21 protein-coding genes are annotated in these 26597 nt (G+C 69.0%); 13 read left to right on the top strand and 8 right to left on the bottom strand.

Going from position 1 to position 26597, the window contains the following annotated elements; all coding sequences use genetic code 11:
* Window positions 1–33 precede the first annotated feature (33 nt).
* Genes D7Y11_RS14370 through D7Y11_RS14330 form a run of 9 tightly spaced genes read left to right on the top strand, consistent with a single transcriptional unit; the run spans window position 34 to window position 12402 of the window.
* A complete protein-coding gene (locus D7Y11_RS14370) occupies window positions 34–1728 on the top strand; it encodes an acyclic terpene utilization AtuA family protein (protein WP_126933984.1) in 1695 nt (564 codons plus the stop codon).
* A gap of 36 nt (window positions 1729–1764) precedes the next feature.
* Window positions 1765–2931 carry an acyl-CoA dehydrogenase family protein gene (locus tag D7Y11_RS14365; protein ID WP_120574760.1) on the top strand — a complete coding sequence of 389 codons (1167 nt, stop codon included), beginning with the start codon at window positions 1765–1767 and terminating at the stop codon, window positions 2929–2931.
* 11 nt (window positions 2932–2942) lie between these two features.
* On the top strand, window positions 2943–3821 hold the full coding sequence (locus tag D7Y11_RS14360; RefSeq protein WP_120574759.1) for an SDR family oxidoreductase: 879 nt from the start codon (window positions 2943–2945) through the stop codon (window positions 3819–3821).
* A gap of 1 nt (window position 3822) precedes the next feature.
* On the top strand, window positions 3823–5439 hold the full coding sequence (locus D7Y11_RS14355) for an acyl-CoA carboxylase subunit beta (RefSeq protein WP_126933983.1): 1617 nt from the start codon (window positions 3823–3825) through the stop codon (window positions 5437–5439).
* 11 nt (window positions 5440–5450) lie between these two features.
* Window positions 5451–7463 (top strand): acetyl-CoA carboxylase biotin carboxylase subunit, encoded by a 2013-nt coding sequence (locus D7Y11_RS14350; protein ID WP_126933982.1) that lies wholly within the window; start codon window positions 5451–5453, stop codon window positions 7461–7463.
* The gene (locus tag D7Y11_RS14345; RefSeq protein WP_121751539.1) at window positions 7460–8233 is read left to right on the top strand and encodes an enoyl-CoA hydratase family protein; all 774 of its coding nucleotides are present in this window, start codon (window positions 7460–7462) and stop codon (window positions 8231–8233) included. The genes D7Y11_RS14350 and D7Y11_RS14345 overlap by 4 nt, the downstream gene beginning before the upstream one ends.
* A 55-nt stretch (window positions 8234–8288) precedes the next feature.
* Window positions 8289–9899 carry an AMP-binding protein gene (locus tag D7Y11_RS14340; RefSeq protein WP_126933981.1) on the top strand — a complete coding sequence of 537 codons (1611 nt, stop codon included), beginning with the start codon at window positions 8289–8291 and terminating at the stop codon, window positions 9897–9899.
* Entirely contained in the window at window positions 9868–10563 is a 696-nt protein-coding gene (locus D7Y11_RS14335) for a pilin (protein WP_126933980.1), read from the top strand. Before D7Y11_RS14340 ends, D7Y11_RS14335 begins: the two co-directional genes overlap by 32 nt.
* A 45-nt stretch (window positions 10564–10608) precedes the next feature.
* Window positions 10609–12402, top strand: a complete 1794-nt coding sequence (locus D7Y11_RS14330; RefSeq protein ID WP_199753733.1) for a Vps62-related protein — start codon at window positions 10609–10611, stop codon at window positions 12400–12402.
* 2 nt (window positions 12403–12404) lie between these two features.
* On the opposite strand, the gene D7Y11_RS14325 is transcribed toward D7Y11_RS14330, so the two are convergent.
* Together D7Y11_RS14325 and D7Y11_RS14320 are read right to left on the bottom strand one after the other, a co-directional pair.
* The gene (locus D7Y11_RS14325; protein WP_121778792.1) at window positions 12405–13832 is read right to left on the bottom strand and encodes a hypothetical protein; all 1428 of its coding nucleotides are present in this window, start codon (window positions 13830–13832) and stop codon (window positions 12405–12407) included.
* Window positions 13833–14020: 188 nt separating this feature from the next.
* Window positions 14021–14221, bottom strand: coding sequence for a hypothetical protein (locus D7Y11_RS14320; protein ID WP_121778793.1), 201 nt, complete (start codon window positions 14219–14221; stop codon window positions 14021–14023).
* Between the two features lie 890 nt (window positions 14222–15111).
* On the opposite strand from D7Y11_RS14320, the gene D7Y11_RS14315 reads away from it, so the two are divergent.
* Window positions 15112–17712, top strand: a complete 2601-nt coding sequence (locus D7Y11_RS14315; RefSeq protein ID WP_233607288.1) for a DEAD/DEAH box helicase — start codon at window positions 15112–15114, stop codon at window positions 17710–17712.
* Between the two features lie 23 nt (window positions 17713–17735).
* Here D7Y11_RS14315 and D7Y11_RS14310 read toward each other — a convergent pair whose 3' ends face one another.
* Window positions 17736–18596, bottom strand: a complete 861-nt coding sequence (locus tag D7Y11_RS14310) for a haloalkane dehalogenase (protein ID WP_126933978.1) — start codon at window positions 18594–18596, stop codon at window positions 17736–17738.
* Between the two features lie 151 nt (window positions 18597–18747).
* Between D7Y11_RS14310 and D7Y11_RS14305 the strand changes: the two genes are divergently transcribed.
* Window positions 18748–19656 (top strand): LysR family transcriptional regulator, encoded by a 909-nt coding sequence (locus tag D7Y11_RS14305; RefSeq protein WP_126933977.1) that lies wholly within the window; start codon window positions 18748–18750, stop codon window positions 19654–19656.
* A gap of 3 nt (window positions 19657–19659) precedes the next feature.
* Here D7Y11_RS14305 and D7Y11_RS14300 read toward each other — a convergent pair whose 3' ends face one another.
* The 3 genes from D7Y11_RS14300 to D7Y11_RS14290 all read right to left on the bottom strand — a co-directional run bounded on the left by D7Y11_RS14300 (window position 19660) and on the right by D7Y11_RS14290 (window position 21319).
* A complete protein-coding gene (locus D7Y11_RS14300; RefSeq protein ID WP_126933976.1) occupies window positions 19660–20343 on the bottom strand; it encodes a hypothetical protein in 684 nt (227 codons plus the stop codon).
* Between the two features lie 146 nt (window positions 20344–20489).
* Window positions 20490–20978 carry an SRPBCC family protein gene (locus D7Y11_RS14295; RefSeq protein WP_120574747.1) on the bottom strand — a complete coding sequence of 163 codons (489 nt, stop codon included), beginning with the start codon at window positions 20976–20978 and terminating at the stop codon, window positions 20490–20492.
* Between the two features lie 5 nt (window positions 20979–20983).
* Window positions 20984–21319, bottom strand: a complete 336-nt coding sequence (locus D7Y11_RS14290) for a metalloregulator ArsR/SmtB family transcription factor (protein WP_126933975.1) — start codon at window positions 21317–21319, stop codon at window positions 20984–20986.
* Between the two features lie 148 nt (window positions 21320–21467).
* Here D7Y11_RS14290 and D7Y11_RS14285 point away from each other — a divergent pair, with 148 nt between their 5' ends.
* On the top strand, window positions 21468–23057 hold the full coding sequence (locus D7Y11_RS14285) for an endo alpha-1,4 polygalactosaminidase (RefSeq protein WP_158641942.1): 1590 nt from the start codon (window positions 21468–21470) through the stop codon (window positions 23055–23057).
* Between the two features lie 41 nt (window positions 23058–23098).
* Here D7Y11_RS14285 and D7Y11_RS14280 read toward each other — a convergent pair whose 3' ends face one another.
* Both D7Y11_RS14280 and D7Y11_RS14275 read right to left on the bottom strand, forming a co-directional pair.
* Entirely contained in the window at window positions 23099–23839 is a 741-nt protein-coding gene (locus tag D7Y11_RS14280; RefSeq protein ID WP_126933973.1) for an endonuclease/exonuclease/phosphatase family protein, read from the bottom strand.
* Window positions 23840–23935: 96 nt separating this feature from the next.
* Window positions 23936–24871, bottom strand: coding sequence for a bestrophin family protein (locus D7Y11_RS14275; protein WP_126933972.1), 936 nt, complete (start codon window positions 24869–24871; stop codon window positions 23936–23938).
* Between the two features lie 121 nt (window positions 24872–24992).
* Between D7Y11_RS14275 and D7Y11_RS14270 the strand changes: the two genes are divergently transcribed.
* Window positions 24993–26123: a hypothetical protein gene (locus D7Y11_RS14270; RefSeq protein WP_126933971.1), complete on the top strand. Its 1131-nt coding sequence runs from the start codon at window positions 24993–24995 to the stop codon at window positions 26121–26123.
* Window positions 26124–26597 lie beyond the last annotated feature (474 nt).

Here is a 26597-nt window from a genome sequence, read left to right as displayed (position 1 = left end):
ACAGACTCGCCGCTCCCTGGTTCTGGAGGTGAGATGGACGCGCGTTCGCTGCGTATCGGCAATGCATCCGGCTTCTACGGCGACCGCTTCTCCGCGTTCCGGGAGATGCTGGAGGGCGGTCCGCTGGACGTCCTCACCGGCGACTACCTGGCGGAGTTGACCATGCTCATTCTGGGCAGGGATCGGCTGAAGAACCCGTCCAGTGGGTACGCGAAGACGTTCCTGCGCCAGTTGGAGGAGACGCTCGGCCTCGCGGTGCAGCGCAAGGTCCGCATCGTCGCCAACGCCGGTGGCCTCAACCCGGAGGGGCTCGCGAACGACCTGCGCACGCTCGCCACGAAGCTTGGGTTGACCGTCAGCGTCGCGCACGTCGAAGGCGATGACCTCGTCGGACGCGCGGACGAGCTGGGCTTCGAGCAGCCCCTCACCGCGAATGCGTACCTCGGTGGCTGGGGCATCGCCGCGTGCCTGGAAGCGGGCGCGGACATCGTCGTCACGGGGCGCGTGACGGACGCATCGCTCGTCGTCGGTCCCGCTGCTGCTCACTTCGGCTGGAAGCGCGACGATTGGGACCGCATTGCTGGCGCCATGGTCGCGGGCCACGTCCTGGAGTGCGGAGCCCAGGCGACCGGCGGCAACTTCTCGCGCTTCGGTGAACTCGACGTGCGCCGGCCCGGCTTCCCGCTCGCGGAGATCTTCGCGGACGGGTCCAGCATCATCACCAAGCATCCGTACACCGGCGGCGCCGTCACCGTCGACACCGTGAAGGCCCAGCTCGTCTATGAGATTGGCGGTGCCCGCTACGCAGGCCCGGACGCGACGGCGCGCTTCGACACCATCGTGGTGGACGCCGACGGCACGGACCGGGTGCGCCTGTCTGGCGTGCGCGGTGAGCCGCCTCCTCCGGACGTGAAGGTGTGTCTGAACCGGCTCGGCGGCTTCCGCGGCGAGGCCCAGTTCATGCTCGTCGGCCTCGACATCGAGGAGAAGGCCGCGCTCGTGCGCGCCCAACTCGACGCGACGCTCGAGCCCCGGCCCGCCGAAGTCCTCTACACGCTCGCGCGCACCGACCACGCCGACGCTCCGAGCGAGGAGCAGGCGTCGGCGACGCTGCGGGTCACCGTGAAGGATGCCGACCCCAAGGTCGCCGGCCGTGCCTTCAGCGGCGCCGTGGTGGAGCTCGCCTTGTCCAGCTACCCCGGCTTCTTCCTCCCTTCGCTGCCCGGTGATGCTTCGCCCTTCGGCGTCTACACGCCGGCGTATGTGGATGCGCGCAAGGTGCCGCACGTCGCGGTGCTCCCGGATGGCCGGCGCATCGACGTGCTGCCGACGAAGGAGACGCGGGGGCTCGAAGCCGTCCCCGCGCCGTCGCTGCCCGCGCCGCTGCTGGCGGGCCCCACCCGGCGTGTACCGCTCGGCCAGGTGGCCCTGGCGCGCAGCGGAGACAAGGGTGGGGACGCGAACATCGGCGTCTGGGTCCGCACCGACGAGGCCTGGAGCTGGCTGGTGCACACGCTCACGGAGGAGCAGCTGCGCAAGCTGCTTCCGGAGGCGCGGGAGCTCAAGGTCCAGCGGCACGTGCTGCCGAACCTGCGCGCCCTGAACTTCGTCATCGAGGGCCTGCTCGGCGAAGGTGTCTCGTCCTCCACCCGTTTCGATCAACAGGCCAAGGCGCTCGGCGAGTGGCTGCGCTCGCGCCATGTCGACGTCCCTGAATCGCTTCTGTAGCGCCTTCGCACGCGCCCGAGCCCACCGAGGAAGCCCATGCAGCAGACCCAGGAACACCGCGCCATCCGCCAGACCGTCCGCAAGTTCGTGGAACAGGAGCTGAACCCGCACATTGACGCCTGGGAGGCGGCGGAGATCTTCCCGGCGCGAGAGGTCTTCAAGAAGCTGGGCGAGCTCGGGCTGCTCGGCATCACCAAGCCCACGGAGTTCGGCGGGCTGGGGCTGGACGCGTCGTTCTCCGTCGCCTTCGCGGAGGAGCTGGGCCATTGCACCTGCGGCGCGCTGCCCATGGCCATCGGCGTCGTGACGGACATGGCCACGCCCGCGCTCGCGCGCTTCGGCAGTGATGCGCTGCGACGGGAGTTCCTGGCGCCCACGCTGACGGGCGAGCGCGTCTGCTCCATCGCGGTGAGCGAGCCCGGTGCCGGCTCCGACGTGGCGAGCGTGACGACCACGGCGCGCCGTGATGGCGACGACTACGTCATCGACGGCAGCAAGATGTGGATCACCAACGGCATGCAGGCGGACTGGATCTGCCTGCTCGCCAACACGGGTGACGGGCCCGCGCACGCGAACAAGTCGCTCATCATCGTGCCCATGGACAGCCCCGGCATCACGCGGTCGAAGATCCGCAAGCTCGGCATGTGGGCGTCCGACACGGCGCAGCTCTTCTTCGACGGCGTGCGCGTCCCGGCGCGCTTCCGCATTGGCGACGAGGGGCGCGGCTTCGCGATGCAGATGCAGCAGTTCCAGGAGGAACGGCTGTTCGTGTCGGCGAGCACGCTGGTCACCTTCGACCGGCTCATCGCGCAGACGGCGGAGTACACGCGCCAGCGCAAGGCCTTTGGCCAGTCCATCCTCGACAACCAGAGCGTGCACTTCCGGCTCGCTGAGTTGCAGACAGAGGTGGAGTCGCTCCGGGCGCTCATCTACCGGACCGTCGCCATGTACATCGAGAACAAGGACGACCCGGAGGTCGTGAAGCTCGCCTCGATGTGCAAGCTCAAGTCGGGCCGGCTTGCTCGCGAGCTCGTCGATGGCTGCCTCCAGTACTGGGGCGGCATGGGCTTCACCTGGGACAACCCCGTCGCCCGCGCCTACCGGGACCTGCGTCTGGGGTCCATCGGCGGCGGCGCCGACGAGGTGATGCTCGGAATCATCAGCAAGGCCATGGGAACGCTGCCCCGCAAGGTGCGCGGCTGAGGAGCAATACGATGGGATACCGTTCAGTCTTCGCCCCGAACTCCTTCGCGGGCCGCACCATCATCGTCACCGGCGCCGGCAGTGGCATTGGCCGGTGCACCGCGCATGAGCTGGCGTCGCTCGGCGCGCACATCGTCCTCGTGGGCCGCAAGACGGAGAAGCTCGAGAAGGTCGCTGGCGAGCTCTCCGCCGAGGGCCACGCGTCCACGCAGCACGCCGTGGACATCCGTGACGAGGCCGCGGTGCGCGACATGGTCGCCGCCGTCGTCCAGAAGCACGGCCGCATCCACGGGCTCGTGAACAACGCTGGCGGGCAGTTCCCGTCGCCGCTGTCGCAGATCTCCAAGAAGGGCTTCGAGGCGGTCGTCTCCACGAACCTCACCGGCGGCTTCCTGGTCGCGCGCGAGGTGTTCACCCAGTCCATGAGCGAGCACGGCGGCGCCATCGTGAACATGCTCGCGGATGCCTGGAACGGCATGCCGGGCATGGGGCACTCGGGCGCGGCGCGCGCCGGCATGTTCAACCTGACGCAGACGGCCGCCGTCGAGTGGGCCGCCTCCGGCGTTCGAGTGAACGCCGTCGCGCCCGGCTGGGTGGCCTCCAGCGGCCTGGACACCTACGAGGACCCCTTCGTCCGCGAGATGATCCCCTTCCTGCGCAAGCAGGTGCCCCTGCACCGGCTGGCCACCGAGGCGGAGGTGAGCGGCGCCATCGTGTTCCTGCTCTCCGACGTGGCGGCGTTCATCACCGGCGAGGTCATCCGCATCGACGGCGGCGCGTCCTGCAACACCAAGGCGTTCCCGCTGTCGGAGCACTCCAACTCGAAGCCCTACGACGGGTTCCACCTGGCCAAGGGGCCCGCCATCCTCGACGGCCCGAAGGAGAAGTGACGTGCCCACGCTCGCCTCCCAGGTCGAACCGGCCTCCGCCACCTTCACCACGCAGCGCCAGGAGATGCTCGCCCGCGTCGCGGAGCTGCGCGCCATCGAGCAGAAGTCGCGCGACACCGAGCAGCTGGCCCGGGACAAGTTCAAGCAGCGCGGGCAGCTGCTCCCGCGTGAGCGCCTGGCGTTGTTGCTCGACCGGGGTTCGCCCTTCCTGGAGCTCTCCACGCTCTGTGGCTACAAGCACCACGACGACAGCGACGGCTCGCTGGCCGGTGGGAACACCATCATCGGCATTGGCTTCGTGTCCGGCGTGCGCTGCCTGGTGTTCGTGAGCAACTCCGCCGTGAAGGGCGGCACGGCGACGCCCTGGGGTGTCCAGAAGGCGCTGCGTGCGCAGGAGATTGCCCTGCAGAACCGGCTGCCCGTGGTGTCGCTCGTGGAGAGCGGCGGGGCGAACCTGCTCTACCAGCAGGAGATCTTCATCCCGGGCGGGGAGACCTTCTACAACCAGGCGAAGTTGTCCGCGGCCGGCATCCCCCAGGTCACCGTCGTTCACGGTTCGAGCACGGCAGGCGGCGCGTACATCCCGGGCCTGTCCGACCACGTCGTCATGGTGCGCGGCAAGGCGAAGGTGTTCCTCGCTGGACCGCCGCTGCTGCTCGCGGCCACGGGCGAGGTCGCCACGGACGAGGACCTGGGTGGCGCGGAGATGCACACCACCGTGGCCGGCACCTCCGACCACCTCGCCGAGGACGACGCCGATGGCATCCGCATCGCGCGGGAGATTGTCGCGTCGCTCGGGTGGAATGACGCCCTGCTGGCGTCCGCGCGTCCCGCCTTCGAGCCGCCCCGCTACGCGGTGGAGGAGCTGTGCGGTGTCGTGCCCATGGACCACCGCAAGCCCTACGACTGCCGCGAGGTGATTGCGCGGCTCGTGGATGGTTCGGACTTCTCGCCGTTCAAGGACGACTACGACGCGCTCACTGTCTGCGGCTGGGCGCGCATCGAGGGCCGGGCGGTGGGCCTCATTGGCAACAACGGGCCCATCACCGCGAAGGGCGCGACGAAGGCGGGGCAGTTCATCCAGCTCTGCTGCCAGGCGCGCACGCCCATCATCTACCTGCAGAACACCACGGGCTACATGGTGGGCACGCAGTCGGAGCAGGGCGGCATCGTGAAGCACGGCGCGAAGATGCTTCAGGCGGTGGCCAACGCGACCGTGCCGCAGATGACGCTCCTGCTGGGCGGTGCGTTCGGCGCGGGCAACTACGGCATGTGCGGACGCGCGTTCCACCCGCGCTTCATCTTCGCCTGGCCCAACGCGCGCACTGCCGTGATGGGCGGCGAGCAGGCGGCGAAGGTGCTGACCATCGTCGCCACGGAGAAGGCCCGGCGCGCGGGGCTGCCGCCTGACCAGGAGTTCCTGGACGGGATGGCGAAGCCACTCATCGAGCAGTTCGACCGCGAGTCGGACGCCTTCCAATGCAGCGCGCGGCTGTTCGACGACGGCGTCATCGACCCCCGGGACACGCGGCGGGTGCTCGGGTTCATCCTGGCCACGTGCGACGAGGCTTCGCGCCGCACGCTGTCGCCCAACTCCTTCGGCGTCGCCCGGCTGTAGCGAGGAGAATCATGAAACGCATCCACAAGGTGCTGGTGGCGAACCGGGGTGAGATCGCCGTGCGCGTGCTGCGCACATGTCGCCGCCTCGGACTGCGCACGGTCGCGGTCTTCTCCGACGCGGACCGCGATGCCCCTCACGTGCGGCTCGCCGACGAGGCCATGCACCTGGGGCCTCCGCCCGCGAGGGAGTCCTATCTCTCCATCGAGCGGGTCCTCGCCGCGGCGAAGGCCTCCGGCGCGGATGCCATCCATCCCGGGTACGGCTTCCTGTCGGAGAACGAGGACTTCGCGCGTGCGTGCGCGGAGGCTGGCTTCGTCTTCGTCGGGCCGCCCGCGGAAGCCATCGAGCTGATGGGGAACAAGCGGCAGGCGAAGCTGCGCATGCAGGCAGCGGACGTGCCCTGTATCCCCGGCTACGAGGCGGCACGCCCTGGCGAGTCACTCGAAGACGAGGCCCTGGTCCGTGAGGGTCAGCGCGTCGGGTTCCCCATCATGGTGAAGGCGGCGGCGGGCGGTGGTGGACGTGGCATGCGGCTCGTCCGCGAGCCGGGCGCGCTGCTCGACGCCATCCGCTCGGCGCGCTCGGAGGCGACGAACGCGTTTGGCAGCGGCGAGCTCATCCTGGAGCGGGCCATTGAAGGCGCGCGTCACGTGGAGGTGCAGGTCTTCGCGGACGCGCATGGCAACGCGGTGCACCTGGGCGAGCGCGACTGCTCCGTTCAGCGCCGGCACCAGAAGGTGATTGAAGAGAGCCCGTCTCCGGCCGTCACGCCCGAACTGCGCGAGCGCATGGGGTCCGTGGCGGTGCAGGCCATCCGCGCCATCGGGTATCGCGGCGCGGGGACCATCGAATTCCTCCTGGCTCCGAACGGCGATTTCTTCTTCATGGAGATGAACACGCGCCTCCAGGTGGAGCACCCGGTGACGGAGCTCATCACCGGACTCGACCTGGTCGAGTGGCAGCTGCGCGTCGCGGACGGCGAGCCGCTCCCGCTGACGCAGCCGGAGATCACCTGGCGCGGACATGCCATCGAGGCGCGCCTGTGCGCGGAGGATCCGGCCAGGGGCTTCCTCCCCCAGACGGGCCGGCTCCTCGCATGGGAGCCGCCGTCGGGGGAGGGCGTCCGCGTGGATCATGGCGTGCGCGAGGGGCAGGACATCACGCCGTTCTATGACTCCATGCAGGCGAAGCTCATCGCATACGGACCGGACCGCGAGACGGCGCGTGAGCGACTGGCCGCGGCGCTGCGCGAGCTGACGGTGTTCGGCGTCACGACGAACAGTGCGTTCATCCAGCACGTCCTCGAGCATGAGGCGTTCCGCTCCGGCCGGTACGACACGGGCTTCGTCGGCGCGCACACTCCGCCGGAGATGCTGCAAGAGCTCGGGAAGGCCTCCCTGGAGGACCAGGCCATCCTGGCCGCTTTGCTCTTCCACGACGACGCGCAGGCGCTCGCGCGGAAGGGGGGCTTCGACGCGACGCTCACCGGCTGGAGCAGCTCCTATGCCCTGCCGGTGCCGGTCAGCCTGCATGACGGTGCTTCGGAGTTCCGCGCCTCGGTGCGCCCCGTCGCTCCGGAGGCCTACGCGGTCCGCGTCGGTGATACCTCGTTCGCGCTCTCCCTGCGCGGCCTCGGTGCCGAACGCGCGGAGGTGGAGGTGGCGGGCCGCCGTCGCGCGGTCCGCTACCGCCGGGCGGGTGGCACGCTGTGGTGCTCGCTGGACGGCATCACGCGCCAGCTGCGCGACGTCTCCTTCCGGCTGCCCTCTGAACGCGAGCGCGCCAGCGACGGCCGCCTGCGGGCGCCCATGGATGGCCGCATCATCCGGGTGAGCACCGAAGTCGGCGCGACCGTGAAGAAGGGCGACGTGCTGGTGGTGCTCGAAGCGATGAAGATGGAGTCGTCCCTCATCGCACCCACGGATGGCGTGGTCACGGCGGTGAACGTCACGGTCGGGGCGCAGGTGCCGGCACGGCATGTCGTCGCGGTCGTCTCCCCCGCAGCGAAGGAGGCAGCATGAGTGAAGCACCGCTCGTCCGGTACGAAGTCTCTCGTGGCGTCGCGACCCTGACGCTCGATTCGCCGCGCAACCGCAACGCGCTTTCGCGGGCGCTCGTCACGCAGCTGCTGGAGCGGCTGAACGCCGTGGGCGCCGACTCGAGCGTGCGCGCGGTCGTCCTCGCGGCCACCGGCCCCGCGTTCTGCGCGGGGGCGGACCTCTCGGAGATGGCGGACGGTGGCGCCGCGAAGGCGCCGGGCGTGCTGCTCGACGTGCTGCGCACGATCGTGACGCTGCCCCAGCCTGTCGTCGCGAAGGTGGCGGGGCAGGTGAGGGCGGGCGGCATCGGCATCGTGGGCGCGTGCGACGTGGCGGTCGTCGCGGAGTCCGTGAAGTTCGCCTTCACGGAGGCGCGCATTGGCGTGACGCCCGCGGTCATCTCCCTCACCACCCTGCCGCACCTGACCAGCCGGGCGGCGAGCCGCTACTTCCTCACCGGTGAGGCCTTCGACGCGGCCGAAGCCGCGCGCATCGGGCTCATCACCTCCGCCGTGCCGGACGCGTCACTGGATGGCGCCGTCGAGCAGATCCTGGAGACGTTCCGGGTGTCGTCTCCGCAGGGCCTGCGCGAGACCAAGCAACTGGTGGCCTCTGGCCTGCGCGCGCGCATCGATGCCGGGGGTGCGGAGATGGTCGCGCTCTCCGGCCGGCTGTTCGCCTCCGAGGAGGCCCAGGAGGGGATGCTCGCCTTCCTGGAGCGCCGGCCTCCGGCGTGGGCCGCGCCGAAATAGGCTGCGGGAGCACCCGGTTCGACCCGACGCCCGAACGGGCGGAATGGAGCACACGATGTCCGCGATCCAGGCACCTCAGGCCCCGCGCATCAGCCGCGTCTCGCTGGGAGACATCGTCCACCGGTCGGCGTTGCGCTGGCCGGAGCGGACGGCACTCGTCGACGGGGACCTCGAGTTCTCCTACGCGGAACTCGACCGGCGCTCGAACGCGTTCGCGCACTACCTGCTCTCGCAAGGGCTGCCCCAGGGCGCGCGCATCGCGATGCTCTGCGGCAATTCGGCGCAGATGCTCACCGCGTTCGTGGGCATCTACAAGGCAGGGCTCGTCTGGGTGCCCATCAACACCGGCCTCTCCGTGGAGGCCGTCCAGTACATCGTCGAACACGCCGAGGCGACGCACGCCGTCGTCGACGCCGAGCTCCTCGCGAAGCCCGGGCTGCGGGCGATGCTCGATGCACTGGGCACCCGCATCATCGTCTGCGTGCCGGAAGGTCAGGCGGCGCCGGGCGGAGACACGGTCGCGTTCCTGGACACGCTGGAGGGGCAGCACGGCACGCTGCCAGAGGTGGACATCCAGAGCGGCCAGCTCGCGCAGATCATGTACACCAGTGGGACCACCGGCCAGCAGAAGGGCGTCATGCATTCGCATGCGTCGGTGCACGCGGCGCTGAGCGGGAACCTGTTCGAGCTGGGCATGCGGCCGACGGATTCCACGATCTGCGTGCTCCCGATGTTCCACTGCGCGCAGCACGCCATCGTGATGACGTTCCTGCTGGCCGGGGCGACCGTCGTCGTGCGGCGGGCCTTCGACCCGGGCGCGATGCTCGCGACCGTCGAACGGCGCGGCATCACGTTCCTGCTGGGCCTGCCGGTGATGTACGGCGCGATGCTGGCGCACCCGGCGCGTCCGGCCACGAAGCTGTCCAGCCTGCGCCTGTGTCTTTACGTGATGGCGCCCATGGCGCGCACGATGCTCGTGGAGCTCATCGAGCACTTCTGCCCGGGCGGCTTCGCGCTCGCGTCGGGGCAGACGGAGATGTACCCGGCGACGACCATGTTCAAGCCGGAGCAGCAGCTCAAGCGGTTCGGCTCGTACTGGGGCGACTCGGTCGTGACGAACGAGACGGCCATCATGGACGACGAGGGCCGGCTGCTCGGGCGCGGCGAGGTGGGGGAGATCGTCCACCGCGGGCCCAACGTGATGCTCGGCTACTACAAGGACCCGGAGGCGACCGCGCGGGCGAGCGCCTTCGGTTGGCACCACACCGGCGACCTGGGCATGTTCGACGCCGATGGCCAATTGCTCTTCGTGGACCGCAAGAAGGACATGATCAAGACGGGCGGAGAGAACGTCCCGTCCATCAAGGTCGAGGAGGTCCTCCTGCGTCACCCCGCGGTGCTTCAGGTCGCGGTGGTGGGTCTGCCGCACTCACGCTGGGCGGAGGCGGTGACGGGCTTCGTCGTGCTCAAGCCTGGCGTTTCCGCCACGGAGGCGGAGATCAACGCCCACTGCCGCCAGCACCTGGGTGGGTTCGAGGTGCCGAAGGCCATCGTCCTGCTCCCGGCCATGCCGCAGACCAGCACGGGCAAGGCCCAGAAGTTCGTGCTCCGTCAGCAGTACGCCCGGCACTACGATGCGGGGCGTGACGACCCACAGACCCCCTGAGTCCGCCGCGCCGAAGAAGACCGTCCTGCCCGGAGTCGCACTGGGCTTCGCCATCGCAGGCCTGTGCGTCGTCTGTCTGTGGCCGGTAGGGCTCGTGCTGGCCATCCTGGCGATGGTGAAGACAGGCAAGCCGGAGCACGCCGGGCGCAGGGGGCTCGCCATCGCAGCACTCTGCGTGGCGGGGTTGGGGCTATTCACCATCGGCATCCAGGCAGCCATCGCCATCCCCAACTTCATCCAGTTCCAGGCGCGCTCGAAGCAGGCGGAGTGCAAGATGAACCTGAGGTCGATCTTCACCGCTGCGAGGGTGAGCATGGTGGACGAGCAGCCCCTGGGCAGCTTCGAGGCGATGGGCTTCGAGCCGGGACCGCGCAATCGCTATGCCTATGTGCTGCGGATGCCGGAGGACGTCTTCCCCGTGGCAGGAGACTTCCCCGCGATCGATCCGGCTGAAATCCAGGCGGCGCTTGCGCGGGCGGGAGTGAAGCCCGGCGTGGAGGGGACCTGTCCCGACTGCGTCGTGACGGCCGCGTGCGTGGGCAACGTGGACAACGATGACACGCTGGACGTGTGGAGCGTCTCCACCGTCAACCGCACGGCCGCCAACGGCGAAGCCATTCCCCTCGGAGCCCCGTACAACCACGTGAACGACGTCCGGCAATAGCAGTCCCGGAGTAGGGTCCTGGGTTTCCTCCTTCCCCAGGTATCCATGGACCTCCGGCGATTCCTATCCCTCGTCGCGTTCGCCACGTCTTCGCTCGTGGCGAACGCAGCCCACGCGAACACCGTCTACGGCTTCTGGCAGGGCTCGGGAGGACAGAGCCCCTCCAGTCCGGGCAACCGGGTGTTCCTGCTGGATGCACAGACGTCCAGCAACCCGGTGACGTTCACGCTGACGTCGTCCGCGGATGCCTGGCTGTACCTGCTGGATGCGAACGGCACCATCCTCGCGCAGGACAACAACGGCGGTGGCGGTACGAACTCGCGCCTGGTCGTCACGCTGGCCCCGGGCAGCTACCAACTCGTCGCCGCGACCGCGCTGTCGGGCCAGAGCGCCGAGTTCACCCTGGCGTCGGACTCCGGGGTGCTGCGCCATCCCAAGGCGCTGGAGGTCCGGCCCACGAGCCGCTTCAGCTGGATCTACGACGATCACGGCACCGGCGCGACGAACGACATCGCCGTCTGGCGCCCGGACCTCTCCCAGACGCCGGGCTTCTTCTCGCTGGGCGACGTGGCCATGCCGAACCGGGGACAGGCGCCCGCGACGACGTTCGTGGTTCGCGGCGAGGGGGACCTGCTCGCGCGTCCGTCCAACTACAACTGGATCTGGGACGACTCCGGCTCCGGTGGAACGCACGACGTCTCCTTCTGGGAGCCGGTCGCGCCCGCGGGCTACACCTGCCTGGGCCACGTCGCGGTGCTGGGCTACTCCAAGCCCTCCACGGACCTCATCCGCTGCGTGCGGAGCGAATACGTGCTGCCCGCCAATCCCGCCTGGGTGTGGGACGACAGGGGCTCCGGCGCGGACGACGACATCGGCGTGTGGCAGGCGGCGGCGCGCGACCACCGAGGCCTGCCCGCGTCCACCTTCGTCTCCCGCCCCAGTCACGGCGACACGGGCGGCAACCGCTACTGGGTCCTCAACAAGAGCGCCACGTCCAACGCGGAGCTGCGGGGCCTGCCCGTGGACGCGCAGACGGTGGCGGCGTTCGCGCCGCGCGTGTGGCTGCATCCGGACGAGGCCTACTTCCCGTCCTCCACTCAGTTCCACCTGGCCAACGTCCACGAGGAGAACGGCCACCTGGTGACGAACCAGGCGCTGGGCTGTGACTCCTGCACGGATCCGCAGTTCCTGGACGGCCAGCGCCCCAACCAGACGCCGGTGCCCGTCTACGCGCAGGTCATCACGCGCACCCAGGGCGGTCTGCCGACGAACGTGACGGACGTGCTGTATTGGAATTTCTACCCCTACAACAATGGCAAGCGCGTGTGCATTGGCTGGTATTCGCCCTGGGGCTGCGTGGGCGGCTACTCCACCTTCGGCAACCACGTGGGGGACTGGGAGCACCTCACCGTGCGCTTCATCGACGGGCGCCCCGCGCAGGTCTACCTGAGCCAGCACGCGAACGGGCAGACCTTCACGTTCGGCGACAAGGCCGTGTTCCTCAGCGGCTGGCATCCAGAGGTGTTCTCCGCCAATGGCTCGCATGGCCTCTACCCGGACGCCGCGCGGCACATCTACGAAACCATCTTCAACGGCGACTTCCTGGCGGACGACACCGGCGCCGGGCTCGCGTGGGACACCTGGAGCAACGTGGTGATCATTCCATGGCAGCCGGCGGGGACGTACACGGGGTCGCTCGCCTGGATGAACCTCACGGCGTACTGGGGCAACCCCGAGTCCGGCTGCGACAACCCGACCGGCTACTGCGTGAACAGCGGTGGCCCCTCGCCGCTGCGCAACCGGTCGGTGTACCAGCCGGACTACATGACCCTGGAGTAGTCCTAGCGTCTGCCCAGGAGGCCGAAGGGCTTCCACTCCAGGATCTTCAGGTCGAACCCCGCCTGGCGCTTCTCGGCGATCCAATCCTCGAGGGCGCTCAGGGCGGAGGCCTCGTCATCGAAGTCCTGGCGCTCGTCGTCGCGGGTGACCAGCGTGGTGCCGTCCACGATGGCCGACGTGTACTCGTTCTTCGGTCCGCCGTACTTCGCGAACTCCCGTTCGAGCGGGCCCCGGCCGGGAACCACGGTCGTGACGCGCAGGAAGTCTCCTTCGTAGCGGGCCTCCAGCCGCCGCACCTCCTGTGCGGCGGCGTCGGAGGTCTCGAAGGCGAAGCGGAACGTGCGCATCGACCCGTTGTTGAGTCCCGCGTGGAACTGCACGATGGCGCCGAAGCGTTCGATCTCAATGAAGAGGTCGCCCCGCTTGCGCCAGAAGGTGACGCGCTCCGAAGCCCGCTGCTTCACGTCGAGCTCCGGGGGCGTCCCCTGTCCGAGGAACTGCTTCCCGTCGAAGATGTGCAGGGGCAGGCTGCTTGGACGCATCAGCCACACCTCGCCCGTCTTGCGCTGGGCGTAGACGACGTCCCTCGCGCGCGCGTTCTTCGACGCCTGGGCCGCGATGCCTGCGATGTCCAGGCCTTCGAGCTCCTCGGCGGTGGGTTCATCCGGCTCGCGGACCTGCTGGGGCTGGAGCGTGTCCGTGAAGACGGGCTCGCCCTCGTGGATGCGCTTGAACAAGGCGTTGTGGTGGATCTCCCCCAGATCGAGGTTCCACAGCTCGGGGCGCAGGAAGGTGGACGCGAGCGAGGCGGCCTCCTCGCCGGGGCGGCCGTTCTCCAGGTGCTGCTCGGTGTGGGTCTCGCCGTAGCAGGTGACGTCGTGATCGTTCTCGTCGAGGAAGCGCGTGGTGAGGTCACCCGCCACGACGAGGCTGTCGTCGTTGTAGATGCCCTGGATGGCGTCCCGGACCACGAGGTCGCCGAGCACCAGGAAGTTCCCAGACGTCTGGAGCCCCCATGCCGTGCAACGGCCCACGACCACCACCGTCGAATCCGGTCCGCAGTCCTCCAGCACGCCCGCCACCTCCAGGTCCCCGAGGACGACGAGGGGCGCGGTGACACGCAGCAAGCCGGCGGCCCGCGCGTTGCCCGTGATGACCCGGACCTCGGAGAGGGTCCCTTCGAGCACCGAGTCCTCGGGCGCCAGCAGCTCGCGCATCACCAGGGCCGCGAAGCCGATGGGCGACAGGGGGCCGGGACATAGCGCCTCCGCGACCTGGGACGGAGACCGCTGCGCGTCCTTCCGAAAGACAGCGGCGAGGTCCGAGACCGAAGGCTCACCGTGATGGGAGAGCGCTTCGAGGACGGCGCCTTCGAGCCGGGCGCGCACGGCCTCCGCGCGGGAGACGAACTCATTCTGGCACAGGCTCATGGCCGCGCATGCTACCCAGGTGCCCGGCCGGATGCCGCGCGAGAAGTTGCTTCGGTGAGTTCTCGCGACAGGGCGTGGCGGTGCACGGCCTTCGCTGTTTTCATGCGGGGCTCTGGCCGTTTGTAACCGGGCGAGGCGGGTACGTCCGGGCCCCGTGATGGGCCCGGACGCGGTTCATCCGCTGCGGCCTACTGGCAGATGGTTTCGTCCGAACACACGCACTGCCCACCGCCCGCGCCGCCACACTGGCGGAAGCATGAGCAGTCTTCGTTCATGCAGATGTTGGAGCAGAGGCCAATGGCCTCGGAGTTGGTGGGCATCAGCGCTCCGACGGCGCCACCAGCCACGACGCCCATCATGAACACGAACTTCGCGATTCCCTTGCGCATGTATGACCTCCCGGGTTGAACGGCCCGTCCATTCTAGAGACGAGTCCTCGATTGGACGAGGCTTGACACCACGGGCCGGGAGCCGGTGCCTACGCCCCTTCGATGAAGCCTCCCCGTCTCATCCGAGGTGTGCCTTCCCGACCTCGCACCCATCCCCAAGGTCAGTGGCTCCCGAGGAGCTGTTTCTCGACCTTCCCCCGGGCCGGTGAGGGAGGTGCATGCAATGAAGGCATTCAAGGCGGTACTGCTGGGAACGCTCGTGTCGGCGCTGCTCGTTGGCGCGGGGTGCAAGACCACGAAAAGTGAGGGGATCGGCACGGGTGGCTCCGGAACGATGGAGCCAGGAATCGGAGGCAGGACGAACGTCGGAAGCTCCAAGGAAACGGAGGGAGCCGAGACGGGCTCTGGCGACGTTGGCGGATCAGGTGCAGGGACGAACCAGGGGACGGGTGGTTCCAGCACGGGCGGCAGCTCCACCACCGGAGGTACCTCTAGCGGAGGTGGTACGAGCGGCGGCTCAAGCACTGGCAGCTCGGGTGATTGTGGGCCCGGTGGGAGTGGTTCGAGCACTGGCGGCTCGGGCTCGGGCTCGGGTGGCTCGGGCTCGGGTGGCTCGGGCTCGGGTGGAGGCGACATGAGCCGCTGACCCTGACGCGCCGGGGACGCGCGATTCGCGTCCTCGGCTCTCATGTGGGTTGAGGGCATTGCCATGGGGCCAGGCGCCCGTGTGATGCCTGAAGCCCTGGCGTGCGCGGCTGCCTGCCTCGTTCTGACCGGTCCCGGACGCATCTAACGCTTCCCCGGGACACCTCCCGTGCGTATCACTGGCCTTCGTGCGCACGCCCACCGACCGTTACCTGCCACCTCCCGTTGACGCTTCCTCCTCCACGATGCTCCCTCGCGGGCGGGTGGTGGTCATCGCGCCCACGCGCGCCGCGTGCGAGACCATCGAGCTGGCGCTCGGGCTGGAGCTGCGCACGTACCTGGGAGAGCACCACGGCGAGCACCTCCTCGCGCTGGCCCGGAGCGGGCAGGGGTTCGGCATCGTCGCGGGCACCGGCACGGGCAAGACGCTCGCCATCCGCCCCATCGCGGAGGAGCTCACGGGCCGGCGGCCCCTTCGGGTGGCGGTGGTCAACCGCGAGCGGGAGGCCACCGCGGAGACGCCGCTCGCGGACGTGGCCATCGTCACCACCGGCATCGCGCGGCGCTGGTTCCAGGGAGGCGCCATCCGGCGTGAGGACACGCTCATCGTGGATGAGATCCACCAGACCTCCGCGGAGCTGGAGCTGTGCCTGGCCCTGGGCAAGCGCGTGGGCTGCCGCTTCATCTGGCTGTCCGCCACGGTGGACCCGGCCTTCTACGCGCGCTACCTGGACAGCGCGGACGTGCTCCAGGTGTCCACCTTCGATCCGGGCAAGGGGGCCCAGGTGGAGGTGGAGCGCCGCAAGCCGCTGTCCTTCCTCGACGACGCCTTCCTCCAGGACGTGCAGCGGCAGGGGCGTGGCGTGGGCGTGTTCCTGGCCACGCGCGCCGGAGTGGAGGAGGCGGCGGCCCACGTGCGCGCCCGCTCATCCGATGTCCATGCGGCGCACTACCACGGCGGCGAGCCGCTGCGCGCCATCCGCCCCTTCCTGGAGGGCACGGCGCCCCGGCCGTTCGTGCTCACGATGACGGCGGCGGGGCAGAGCGCGCTCAACGTGCCGGGCCTCGACACCGTCGTCATCGACGACCTGCGCTTCACGAACGTGGTGGAGGGCGGCCGCAACGTGCTCACCCGCGTGCACCTGGGCAACAACGAGCTGCTGCAAATGGCGGGGCGCGTGCACGGGCGCGTGGCGGGCGGGCGCGTCTTCATCCTCAGCGACCGGCTGATCCACTTCGCCTCGCTGCGGCCCACCGAGCCCGAGTTCCAGCTCGCGGGCGAGCCGGAGCGGGTGGCGCTCACCGCGGCGGCGCTGGGCGTGCGGGCGGATGAGCTGGACCTGCCCGTGCCGTTGGACCGCGCCGCCTATCGGAGGGCGCTCGCGAAGCTGGAGGCGCGCGGCATCGTGGACGCGGACGGGCGATTGTCCGCCTATGGCCGGGCGGTGGAGGCCCTGCCCGTGGAGCGTCCGTGGGCGGAGCTCATCGTCAACGCGGAGGACGCGCTGCTGCCGTTCCTCGCGGTGTGCAGCGCGGTGGAGTCCCTGCACCGGATGACGCGCGAGGAGCGGAATCTGGAAGAGGTGCTCGTGCAGGGCAGTGACCACCTGACCGCGTACAACCTGTACGCCGAGGCCTTCCGTGTGGCGGGCACGGTGGGGGAGGTGCAGGGGCTGCCGCGCCACGTCTTCGACCCGGAGAAGCTCGCGGCGTGGGCGGAGGGGAGAGGCGTGTTGGTGAAGGCCCTGGAGGACGCGGCGCTCGCGATGGCGAGCGTGTACCGGAGCGTGGGGCTGGCGCTGCCCGCGCGCATGCCCTTCGCGAGCCCCAGCATCCACCATCGCTTCTGCGACCTGCTCGCGCGCTTCATGCCCTTCGACCTGGTCATCGACGAGCGCACGGCCTGGGGTGAGCTCACACGCGTGTCGAAGACGAGCGTGTGCGGCAACCTGGGCGCGGTGGCGGGCACGCTGCGCTACTTCGCCGACCGCAACGGCGAGTCGCAGGGCGCCATCGAAGGCACCCAGCTGCCCCAGTCGCTGCTGCGCCGCTACGCCCAACGTCACGCGGTGGCGCCCGTGTATGACGTGCGCTTCCGCTCGGTCGTGCTCGTCAAGCGGCTGGACTACTTCGGCTTCACGCTGGAGCAGGAAGTGGACGTGCTGCGCGCCTGGGGGCCGGAGCTGGCCACGGCGGCCCGGCACGCGCTCGCGGAGGCGCTGGCGCGGGGCGAGGCGCCGCATCCCGCGGTGGACCGGCACCGGGTCGCCATCGCCGAGGTGCGCGAGCTGTGGCGGCGCTCGGGAGGAATGACCGCGCCGCTCGGGTTCCCGGAGCTCACCGCGCTCTACGAGGCGCAGCTCGATGGCGTGGACACGCTCGATGACTTCCGGGAGCGCCCGCTGCGGCTGGACCTGGACGCGCTCGTGCCGCCCGCGACGCGCCGGGCACTCCTGGCGCTCCCGGACAACGTGGAGGTCCGCGAGCAGGCGGTGCCGCTGGAGTACGACGTGGAGGAGCTGTCGGACGGGGCCCTGCGGGGCGTGGTGCGGCTGCACCTGCCGGAGAAGCTCGCCCGCACCCTGGTGGAAGAGGAACTGCCGGTGCTCGACCGCTCCCAGCGCTTCAGCGTGGCTCGTGGCCGGCGGGGTGTGCTCCAGGCCCGTTCGCTTCTGGAGCTCCAGGAACTGCTCGACCGACCCTGGATGCCGGACGAAATCGCCGAGGCCACCCGCGAGCGTCGGCCCCAGGTGCAGGAACCGGAGCGTGGGGGCAACCGGGGCCATCATCATGGCAAGGGCTCAACGTACGGAGGAAGGCGGGGAGGCGGCAGGCGGAGGCGCTGACCTGGTGGACGAGCCCGGGTTGCTCACCACGCGGAGCGGTCCATCCAGGCCTGGAGTACGCGCACGATGTCCTCCGGCGCGTCCTCCGGCGCATGGTGCCCCGCGCGATGGAGCGGGACGATTTCGAGGGACTGGAGATTGGCTCGCGCCCACTCGACGATGCTCGGCGCGTTGAGCCCCGTGTCGCCGAACGTCAGCAGGAGCACCGGCTTCACGGACGGCTGCGCGAGCCACGCGTCATAGCTCTCAATCACCGCGGCGACGTCGGCGGGCTCACCATCGATTGGAATCTCCCGAGGCCACTGCAGCACCGGGCGTCGCGACGCCGCGTCTGGATACGGGGCCTGGTAGATGGCCCGATCACCCTCCGCGAGCCCGCGCTTGACGCCGTTCGCGAAGGACTTCTCGAGGAACGCGTTCTGTTCGAGCACGAGCTGCTCACCGACCCCTGGGGTGCGCAGGGCGCGGAACAATTGCTCGCCCTGAGGAGGCCAGTCGCTCCAGCGCATGGGGCGGAGGAACGTCTCGAACACGGCCACTCCCCGCACGCGGTCCGGATGCCGCCGCGCCCAATCCAGGGCCAGCACCCCGCCCCAGTCGTAGCCGACGAGCACGACGTCCCGCAGGCCAAGCGCGTCGAACCACGCATCGAGGTACCTCGCGTGGTCCTCGAACCGGTACGGGATGCCCGGCTTGCCCGAATCCCCCATGCCGATGAGGTCGGGCGCGAGGCAACGGCCCCGGCCGGCGAGCGGCGGAATGACGTTCCGCCACACGTGTGAGGACGTGGGGTTGCCGTGAAGGAACACGATGGGCGAGCCCGTCCCGGCCTCGCGGTAGGAGATGAAAGAATCCAGGACCTGGATCTGGTGAACCATGGGCATGGGAGTGCTCCGGGAAGGAAGCGGTGGAGAGGCGTGGCATGCGATGAGCACGCCCGCGACGAGACAGCCGAGCAGTCTGTGCATGCACCCATGATGGGGAAGGGGACACCTCCCTGGTAGTGATGGTTCGTGAGGTCTAGGCTCACCAACCGTGAGCATTTCGATCGCCGCCCTCGACCTCAACCTCCTCCTGGTGCTCCACACCGTCCTCACCGAGCGCAGCGTGGTGCGCGCGGCCGAGCGGCTCCACGTCACGCCCTCCGCCATCAGCAACAGCCTGGCGCGCCTCAGGTCCGTGGTGGGCGACCCGCTGGTCACGCGCAAGGGCCGTGGCATCGTCCCCACGCCCCGCGCGCTCGCGCTGGCTCCCGCCATCGCCCGAGGCCTGCGCGAACTGGAGTCCGGGCTGCAAGAGGCCCCCTTCGAGCCGGCCCGCTGCACGCGCACCTTCACGCTCGCCGTCGCCGATGCGGGGCAGGTCACATGGGGACCGCGAATCGCCGCCCGGATGGCTGGAGAGATGCCGAACGCGCGCCTCTCCGTGGTCGGCATCGCTTCGCTCGTGGCGCTCGGGGACCTGACCTCGTCACAGGTCGACCTGCACATCGGCCTCGCCGGGCGGGGCGCGGGTCTGCACATCGAACCGCTGCTGGACGAGCGCACCGTCCTCGTGGCCCGCGACCACCCTGGACTCACGAAGCGCCTGTCCGCGCGTGTGCTCGGTGCGCTCCGTCACGTGGGCGTGGAGATGGTCCCGGGCAAGGGCTTCCGGGACCTCGTTGGCGCCGCGTACGCACGCGCGGGCATCCGCCGCGAGGTCGCCATGACGGTGCCCTCGTTCCTGACGGCGGCGGCAATCGTGGCCGCGACCGACCTGGTCGCGACGTTGCCGGCGTCACTCGTCGCGGCGCAGGGAGCGCGCCTGGGCGTTCGCTGTGTCAACGCGCCGGTCCCCGCGCACACCGTCAAGATGGCCCTGTGCTGGCACGACCGAACGCATGCGGACCCAGCGGCGAGGTACTTCCGTGAGCTGGTCCGGCTCGCGGTCCTGGCCGCGTGAGCATCAGAAGCTGAAGCCCACCCGCAGGATGTCCATGTTGATGTCCACGATGCGCCCGTTCCTGCGCGTATCACCCCACGGCAGGCTGTACTGGCCGCCGAGGTCCAGCTCCTTGCGCTGCTGGTTCCAGCTGTAGCCCACGGCCGCGCCGAACACCGCGGCGAGATAGAAGTTCGTGCGTGCGAACGTCTTCCGGTAGCCCAGGTCCAGGCCCAGGGTGAGCTGGCCTCCCGTCGTGCTTCGATTGGCGGGCTCGCCCTTGTCTGCGTCGGGCCGGTCCTTCTCGTTGCTCACCATGCCGCTCAGCTTGGGCTGGAGGAAGAAGCCGTCGCCCCGTGCGCGGGGCCATGGCGTCCAGGCCACGCCCGTGGAGACCGTGAGCGCCCGGCCCGTGCCGCAGTTGCCGATGTCATCCGTGCAGCGGCGGCGCGCGTACCGGGGCGTGACTTCAATGACCAGGTCGGTCTGGTCCGACAGCTGGAGGTTCGTGCCGACAGGGAGCGCCACGTGGAGCGTGCCGCCCACGAGTGGCCCCGTCAGCAGGAGGGAACCGGTCACCAGCGGCGAGATCCAGAGCGCGTGCGCGGGCCGCTCTCCCACGGAGGGCCGCGGCCCCGGCGGCTCCACGGCCTGGGCCTGGGTCGCGGTGAGGAGAAGGAGCACCGGAATCAGCATCGCCTTGTTCAACGCATGCCTCCTGCTGCGAATGGGGACGGATCCTTGCTGGAGCAAGGGTCGTTCCACCCGCGTGGATGAGGCCCGCTCAGAGTGCCTTCGCGCCCGCGCACGACAAGGTTGTCAGAGCTCGCGCCCGCGGATGCCGGACACAGGTGTCACACGCGCCGTTCGGCGATCGCCGCGAGCTGCGCCGTGACGGTGCCCCAGCCTTCGTGGAAGCCCAGGTCATGGTGCATGTTTCTGTCCGCGCTGTTCTTGTGCATCACGTGGGCGTTGTAGTCGGTGCCCTGCGGATGATCCTTCAGCGTGATGATGGCGGTCATGAGCGGCATGCCGGACACGTCCGCGGGCCGCCAGCCGGCGACCATCACGTTCGTGAACACGATGCGCTCGAGCGAGTCGACGGCGAGGAAGCACGCGCTGAGGTGAGGCCCGAAGTCGCTGGTGGCCGTCTCGCTGAAGTGCGTCACCAGCGCGCCGCCGGGCCGCAGGTCCATCTCCAACACCTTGCACCGCGACGGCGCGGGCACCCACCACTGCTCGAAGCTGGCAGGGTCCGTCCAGGCCTTCCAGACGACAGCGCGCGGCGCCTTGATGATGCGCGAGATGCTCAGGTCGAGCTCGGGATTCAGGGCAGGGGACATTCGACTCACTCCTTGGGTGATGTGGCGGTGACGAACTGCTCGAGCCGGTCCGTGCGGGCTTCCCAGAGGGCCCGCTGAGCGGACAGCCACGACTCCACGGCGGCGAAGGACTTCTTCTCCAGTGCGCACGTCCGCACACGCCCTTCCTTGTGCGTGCGGATGAGCCCGCTGCCCTCCAGGAAGTGGATGTGCTTCATGAAGGACGGCAAGGCCATGTCGAAGGGCTTCGCCAGGTCGCTGATGCTGGCGGGGCCCTTTCCCAGACGCGCAATCACCGCCCGGCGGGTCGGATCCGCGAGCGCCTGGAAAATTCCATTCAGCGTTTCCGGATGCTTTTCCACGAGGCTAAGTAACGTCTTCAGACACTTAGTGCAAGAGCTAAGTGATGGAGTGGCCTTTTGTGATAGCCGGGCCCAAACCCCTGGAGGCGCAATGTCGAACTGGAGTGCCTGGCTGTTCCCCTGCCTTGCCTTGCTGACACCTGGATGCATGCCATTGGAGGCGGACGACGTGCGGGAGCCGGAGGCTCAACAGCAGTCGCTGCCGGGCTCGGAGGTCATCGACTTCGCTTCCGCGAGCACGCAGGCGAACACGGACGCGTCGGGCAAGAGCGGCGGCATGGCCGTGCTCAAGACGAACAGCGCGAACTGCACGGTCGGCGCGTACGCGGACTGCTATGCGCAGTACATCGAGTTCAGCCCCAGCTACTCGGGCTCTCTGTCCTTCAATCTCTCCAGCCTCACTCAGGCCGCGCCCACCCCGGCCCAGGTCACCCAGCTCAGCCTGCTGACGAAGTACCAGGGGCCCGGCGTCGCCGCGTCCTACTACCAGTGGCAGCTGTACAGGTTCTCCACCTCCAGCTGGGTCAGCATCGCCAACTCGCAGGGGCGCGGTGATTGGGTGTGGACGCCGGCCTTGACGCTCGCGCTCCCCACCACCGAGGTCGCGTCGAACTTCGTGTCGAGCACCGGGGAGATCCGCGCGCGCATCATCAAGGGCGCGGGGACGGACGCGGCGCAGCTGGACAGCCTCCGGCTCCAGGTGGCGTGGGACATCTCCACGACGTGCACCGCTGAAACGGACGCGGCCTTCTGCGCGCGGCAGGGCGCGAGCTGCGGTCAGGTGAGCGGCACCGACAACTGTGGACAGGCCCGCACGGTCGCGAGCTGTGGCGCCTGCCAGAGTCCTCAGACGTGCGGCGGTGGCGGCACTCCGAACGTCTGTGGTGAGGCTTCCTCCTGCACGGTGGCGGCCTTCCCCAAGGGCACCACCTGGATGTGGGACCTGGAGCACAACGCCATTCCCACCAACCTCAACGCCCAGGTCTACGTCGTGGACCTCTTCAATACGAGCACCGCGAAGATCCAGGAGTACAAGACCGCCGGCAAGAAGGTGGTCTGCTACTTCAGCGCGGGCTCCTATGAGGACTGGCGGGAAGACGCGAACCAGTTCCCGCAGGACACGTACTGCACCCCCGGGGAGAACTGCGCGCAGTCCGTGCACATCATGGGCGACTGGTGCACGGCCGGTGGCGGCTGTGAGTGGTGGTTGGACCACCGCAAGCAGGCGGTGCGGACGGTGATGACGTCGCGCATGCAGCTGGCGAAGAACAAGGGCTGCGACGCGGTGGAGCCGGACAACATCGACGGCTATTCGCACGACGATGAAATCAGCTGCACCGACCAGGCCTGCTGGGGCCTGACGGCGGCGAACCAGCTCGACTACAACCGCTGGCTGGCCACCACCGCCCACTCCCTGTGCCTGGGCATCGCGCTCAAGAACGACGTGGACCAGGTCCCCGCGCTCGCGGACTCCTTCGACTTCGCCATCAACGAGGAGTGCCAGAGGTTCAACGAGTGCGGCGCGTACAAGACCTGGTTCACGAACAAGAACAAGGCGGTCTTCAACGCCGAGTACCGAAAGGACTCGAGCGGGGACATCACCAACTGGACGTCGTGCACGGGCACCGGGGCGACCTGCGCTTGCGGTGAGAGCGGCTTCGCCCAGGGGGACATGCGCACCCTGGTCTTCAGCACCGCGTCGGTCCGGTACGACAACCTCCAGTTCACCTGCTGGTAGCGCGGGCGGGCCGGGGCGGTCCTCCCGCCCCGGCCTTCTCCTCAGTACGAGACGGTCGCGGTGTAGGCGAAGTGGTCGGAGCCGTACTTCTCCAGGCGCTCGGCGGGACCGGTGCCGATGCCCACGCTGACGTAGATCTGATCAATGGGCACGCCGCTGACGCCCGCCGTGTTCAGGTGGTTCATCCCGGGGATGTCCTGCGACAGCGCGCGGTTGAAGTCCCCCACCAGGACGACGGGCAGGCCCCGGCCGCACAGCTCCGCGACGACCTCGCGCACCACGGTGTTGTGCGTCCGCCAGCGGTCCTGACGCTCCGGGTGCTCGCCGTTCCAGGCGCCGGAGATGTAGTGGGTGTTGATGAACGCCAGCTTCTCGCCGGTCGCCAGGTTCTTCAGCACGACCCAGTTCACGAAGCGCGACGGCGTCACGTTGGCCTCACCGCCGTGCGTGAGGCGGGAGCCGTCACCCGTCTTCTCGAACTTGTTCTTGCGCCAGGAGATGGCGATGGAATTGCGCGCGTCCAGCCGGCCGTCACCGGGCCGGAAGTGGGCGTAGGCATCCATCGCATCGAGCTTGGAGTGGCCCTCCGCGGTGTCCACCTCCTGCCAGCCGATGATGTCCGCGAGCGGCCTCGTGTTCGCCTGCCCGTGCCACGTGTTGTGCGTCGCGACCGTGGTCGTCGTGGCGGCGAGCGCCGCCGGTGCTGGCTCCTCGGATGGAGCGGGCACGAGCCCCAGCGACAGCAGCAGGCTGAGGACGGCCGACGACAAGAGCTTGAGCATGGTTCCCTCGGAATGCGCGCCAGGGTCATTCCTGGCGCTTCCTTGGGAAGCTAGCCAAAGCAGTATTCGCTGAAAATACTGCTAAGAATGTTTCCGTCAGCCGAGGACGAAGTCCTTGGGGCGCAGCGGCTCCGGCTGGGGCTCTCCCAGCGATTCCAGCATGTTGATCTCCGCCGTGCGGGACATCGCGAGCAGGGGCAGATCGTTGGGAGCTTCTCCGAAGGGCTCCTCCAGCTCCTCGCTCAGGAGGTCCAGGCCGAAGAACGTGTAGGCGATCATGGCCGTGAGCACCGGCGCGAACCAACCCATCGACTCAGCGAGGCCGAAGGGCAGCAGCAGACAGAAGAGGTAGGCCGTGCGGTGCAGGAGCACCGTGTAGGCGAAGGGCAGGGGCGTGAGGCGGATGCGCTCGCAGGCGGTGAAGATGCTCATCATGGAGTGCACCCGTTCGTTCAAGGCGGCCCAGGTGATGTCGGTGAGGCGGCCCTCACGGAGCAGGCGGGCCAGTTCCAGCTGGTGCTCGCGCAGGAGGGCATTCGGGCGGTTGCCGCTGCCCAGGACGCGCGAACGCTCGGGCTCCTCCAGGTGGCGGCCAATGGCCTCTCCGGCGTCTTGCGAGCGAAGGTGCGCGGCGAGCGCGTAGGGGAAGGCGATGGTGCGGTGCACCAGTCTTCGTGCCGCCTGCCGTCCCACGACAGGCAGCTCGGCGCGTCCGTCGTCCAGCAGCGCGATGGTCGCGTGGGTGAAGGCGCGCACCTCGATGATGAGCGCGCCCCACTGCTTCCGTCCCTCCCACCACCGGTCGTAGCAAGCGTTGTTGCGGAAGCCGAGGAAGATGGAGAGCGCGATGCCGAGCAGCGACAGCGGCGCGGGCGAGGTGATGGGAAGCCGGATGTAGCCCTGCTTGAGCGTCAGGACGACCAACGTGGCGAGCGCCGCGACCCCCAACACGTGAGGAAGGACGCGCGGGAGGATGGTGCCGCGCACGACGAACAGGAGCTTGAAGAAGCCAGGGCGGGGACGGACGATCACAGGCGCGTCTCGTGCCCCAAATCCCCGACTGCCGCAAGCGGTCCTCGCTGTGACGCCGGGAATGACCCTTGTTCATCCCGGGTGCGCCGTCGCCCTAGACTGCCTCCCTCCTGGAGGCTGAATGCACCCGAAGAGACTTCACCGGTTCCCCATGTCCACGTTGCGCTCCCTGACCGTGGGTGTCGCGCTGGTGTGCGCCGCTGGCTGCTCGGACGATGAGGGCGTGGACGTTCCCAACCCACTGACCAACCCGAAGGATGGGCCCCCGGCCGGCAACCCGAACGCCGAGGCGACGTGCACCGTGCCTGCCGAGGCCGGGCTCGCGGATGTGTCCCGGCCCACCACCGTCGTCGGGACGGGGACGCCGGCCAGCTGTACCTCGGACGCCTTCGTCAATGCCGTGGCGAAGGGCGGGGTCATCACCTTCGACTGCGGCCCGGAGCCCGTCGTCATCACGCTGGACCGGACGGCGAAGGTCTTCAATGACAAGGGGCCGGAGATCGTCATCGACGGCAAGGGGCTGGTGACGCTCAGTGGCGCGGGCAAGCACCGCATCCTCTACATGAACACCTGCGACCAGGCCCAGGTGTGGACGACCTCTCACTGCCAGGACCAGGACCACCCGCGGCTGACGATCCAGAACCTCACCTTCGTGGACGCCAGCTCCAAGAGTGAGAAGGAGTACGACGGCGGCGGCGCGGTCTGGGTGCGCGGTGGGCGGGTGAAGGTCCTCAACTCCCGCTTCTTCAACAACCTGTGCGCGGACACCGGACCGGACGTCGGAGGCGCGGCGCTGCGGGTGTTCGACCAGTACGACGACCGGCCTGTCTTCGTGGTGAACACGACCTTCGGCGGCAAGGAGGGCTACGGCGGGGTCGGCTCCAACGGCGGCGGCATCAGCAGCATTGGCGTGTCGTGGACGATCATCAACAGCCTCTTCTCCCACAACCGGGCCATCGGAAACGGCGCCAATCCCGCCCAGCCGGGCACGCCGGGTGGTGGCAGCGGCGGGGCCATCTACAACGACGGCAACACGATGACGCTGTCGCTCTGCGGCACGCGAATCGAACACAACGAGGTCAACGCGCACGGCAGCGCCATCTTCTTCGTGACCAATGACCACTCGGGCGACATCCGCATCGACCGCTCGGTCATCCAGAACAACAAGGGCGGCTCCTGGTACGTGACCTATCCGCAGATCTCGAACCACTCGGACACGCCCATCCGGGTGACGAACTCCACGATTGAGTGATGGCCGCCGTGCTAATCCTATGACCGGGTGAAGTCTGCGGGTTGGTAATGGAACTTCGCTCGGGCCTTCGGCACGGTGAATCGCCAGCGAATCCGGAGTTGCTGGCGATTGGCCCACTTCTGCCATGCCTGCCTTTCGCAGAGAGGCTTGTCGAGCGTGGGGATGCGCCGCGTCCCCAGGCACTGACGAGAGATCTTGGCGCGTCCGTTGCCTTCCCGTCTGTCTCGGAGTCCCTGACGCCCACCCTCCTGGTAGAGCCTTACCGCTACCACCACCGATGGGACTGCGGAGCCCGCGCCCCTGGACGGAACGCGGGCTGGTGAGCGCTGGGGCCGGAGGGCGCCTCGGCTCAGGGCGTGAGAAGAAATGAGCCTTCCGACTCGTCGAACCAGCCTTGCGCTATGGCGAGCAGGAGGTTGTGGGCGACGAGTGCGAGCAACCACGCGGCTTCGGCTCGCTTGCGACCTCGTACGT

It is taken from the genome of Corallococcus sp. AB018, assembly GCF_003986945.1.
GTDB classification, from domain to species: Bacteria; Myxococcota; Myxococcia; order Myxococcales; family Myxococcaceae; genus Corallococcus; species Corallococcus exiguus.
This window is presented reverse-complemented; position numbering and strand designations above follow the sequence as displayed.

Excerpts from the sequence above, each read along its gene's own strand:
- D7Y11_RS14345 (WP_121751539.1), top strand. The coding sequence starts at position 7,460 with ATGAGTGAAGCACCGCTCGTCCGGTACGAAGTCTCTCGTGGCGTCGCG.
- D7Y11_RS14280 (WP_126933973.1), bottom strand. The coding sequence starts at position 23,839 with ATGCTCAAGCTCTTGTCGTCGGCCGTCCTCAGCCTGCTGCTGTCGCTG.
- D7Y11_RS14285 (WP_158641942.1), top strand. The coding sequence starts at position 21,468 with ATGCCATTGGAGGCGGACGACGTGCGGGAGCCGGAGGCTCAACAGCAG.
- D7Y11_RS14340 (WP_126933981.1), top strand. The coding sequence starts at position 8,289 with ATGTCCGCGATCCAGGCACCTCAGGCCCCGCGCATCAGCCGCGTCTCG.
- D7Y11_RS14330 (WP_199753733.1), top strand. The coding sequence starts at position 10,609 with ATGGACCTCCGGCGATTCCTATCCCTCGTCGCGTTCGCCACGTCTTCG.
- D7Y11_RS14365 (WP_120574760.1), top strand. The coding sequence starts at position 1,765 with ATGCAGCAGACCCAGGAACACCGCGCCATCCGCCAGACCGTCCGCAAG.
- D7Y11_RS14325 (WP_121778792.1), bottom strand. The coding sequence starts at position 13,832 with ATGAGCCTGTGCCAGAATGAGTTCGTCTCCCGCGCGGAGGCCGTGCGC.
- D7Y11_RS14270 (WP_126933971.1), top strand. The coding sequence starts at position 24,993 with ATGCACCCGAAGAGACTTCACCGGTTCCCCATGTCCACGTTGCGCTCC.
- D7Y11_RS14335 (WP_126933980.1), top strand. The coding sequence starts at position 9,868 with ATGCGGGGCGTGACGACCCACAGACCCCCTGAGTCCGCCGCGCCGAAG.
- D7Y11_RS14360 (WP_120574759.1), top strand. The coding sequence starts at position 2,943 with ATGGGATACCGTTCAGTCTTCGCCCCGAACTCCTTCGCGGGCCGCACC.
- D7Y11_RS14370 (WP_126933984.1), top strand. The coding sequence starts at position 34 with ATGGACGCGCGTTCGCTGCGTATCGGCAATGCATCCGGCTTCTACGGC.
- D7Y11_RS14350 (WP_126933982.1), top strand. The coding sequence starts at position 5,451 with ATGAAACGCATCCACAAGGTGCTGGTGGCGAACCGGGGTGAGATCGCC.
- D7Y11_RS14315 (WP_233607288.1), top strand. The coding sequence starts at position 15,112 with ATGCTCCCTCGCGGGCGGGTGGTGGTCATCGCGCCCACGCGCGCCGCG.
- D7Y11_RS14295 (WP_120574747.1), bottom strand. The coding sequence starts at position 20,978 with ATGTCCCCTGCCCTGAATCCCGAGCTCGACCTGAGCATCTCGCGCATC.
- D7Y11_RS14310 (WP_126933978.1), bottom strand. The coding sequence starts at position 18,596 with ATGCCCATGGTTCACCAGATCCAGGTCCTGGATTCTTTCATCTCCTAC.
- D7Y11_RS14320 (WP_121778793.1), bottom strand. The coding sequence starts at position 14,221 with ATGCGCAAGGGAATCGCGAAGTTCGTGTTCATGATGGGCGTCGTGGCT.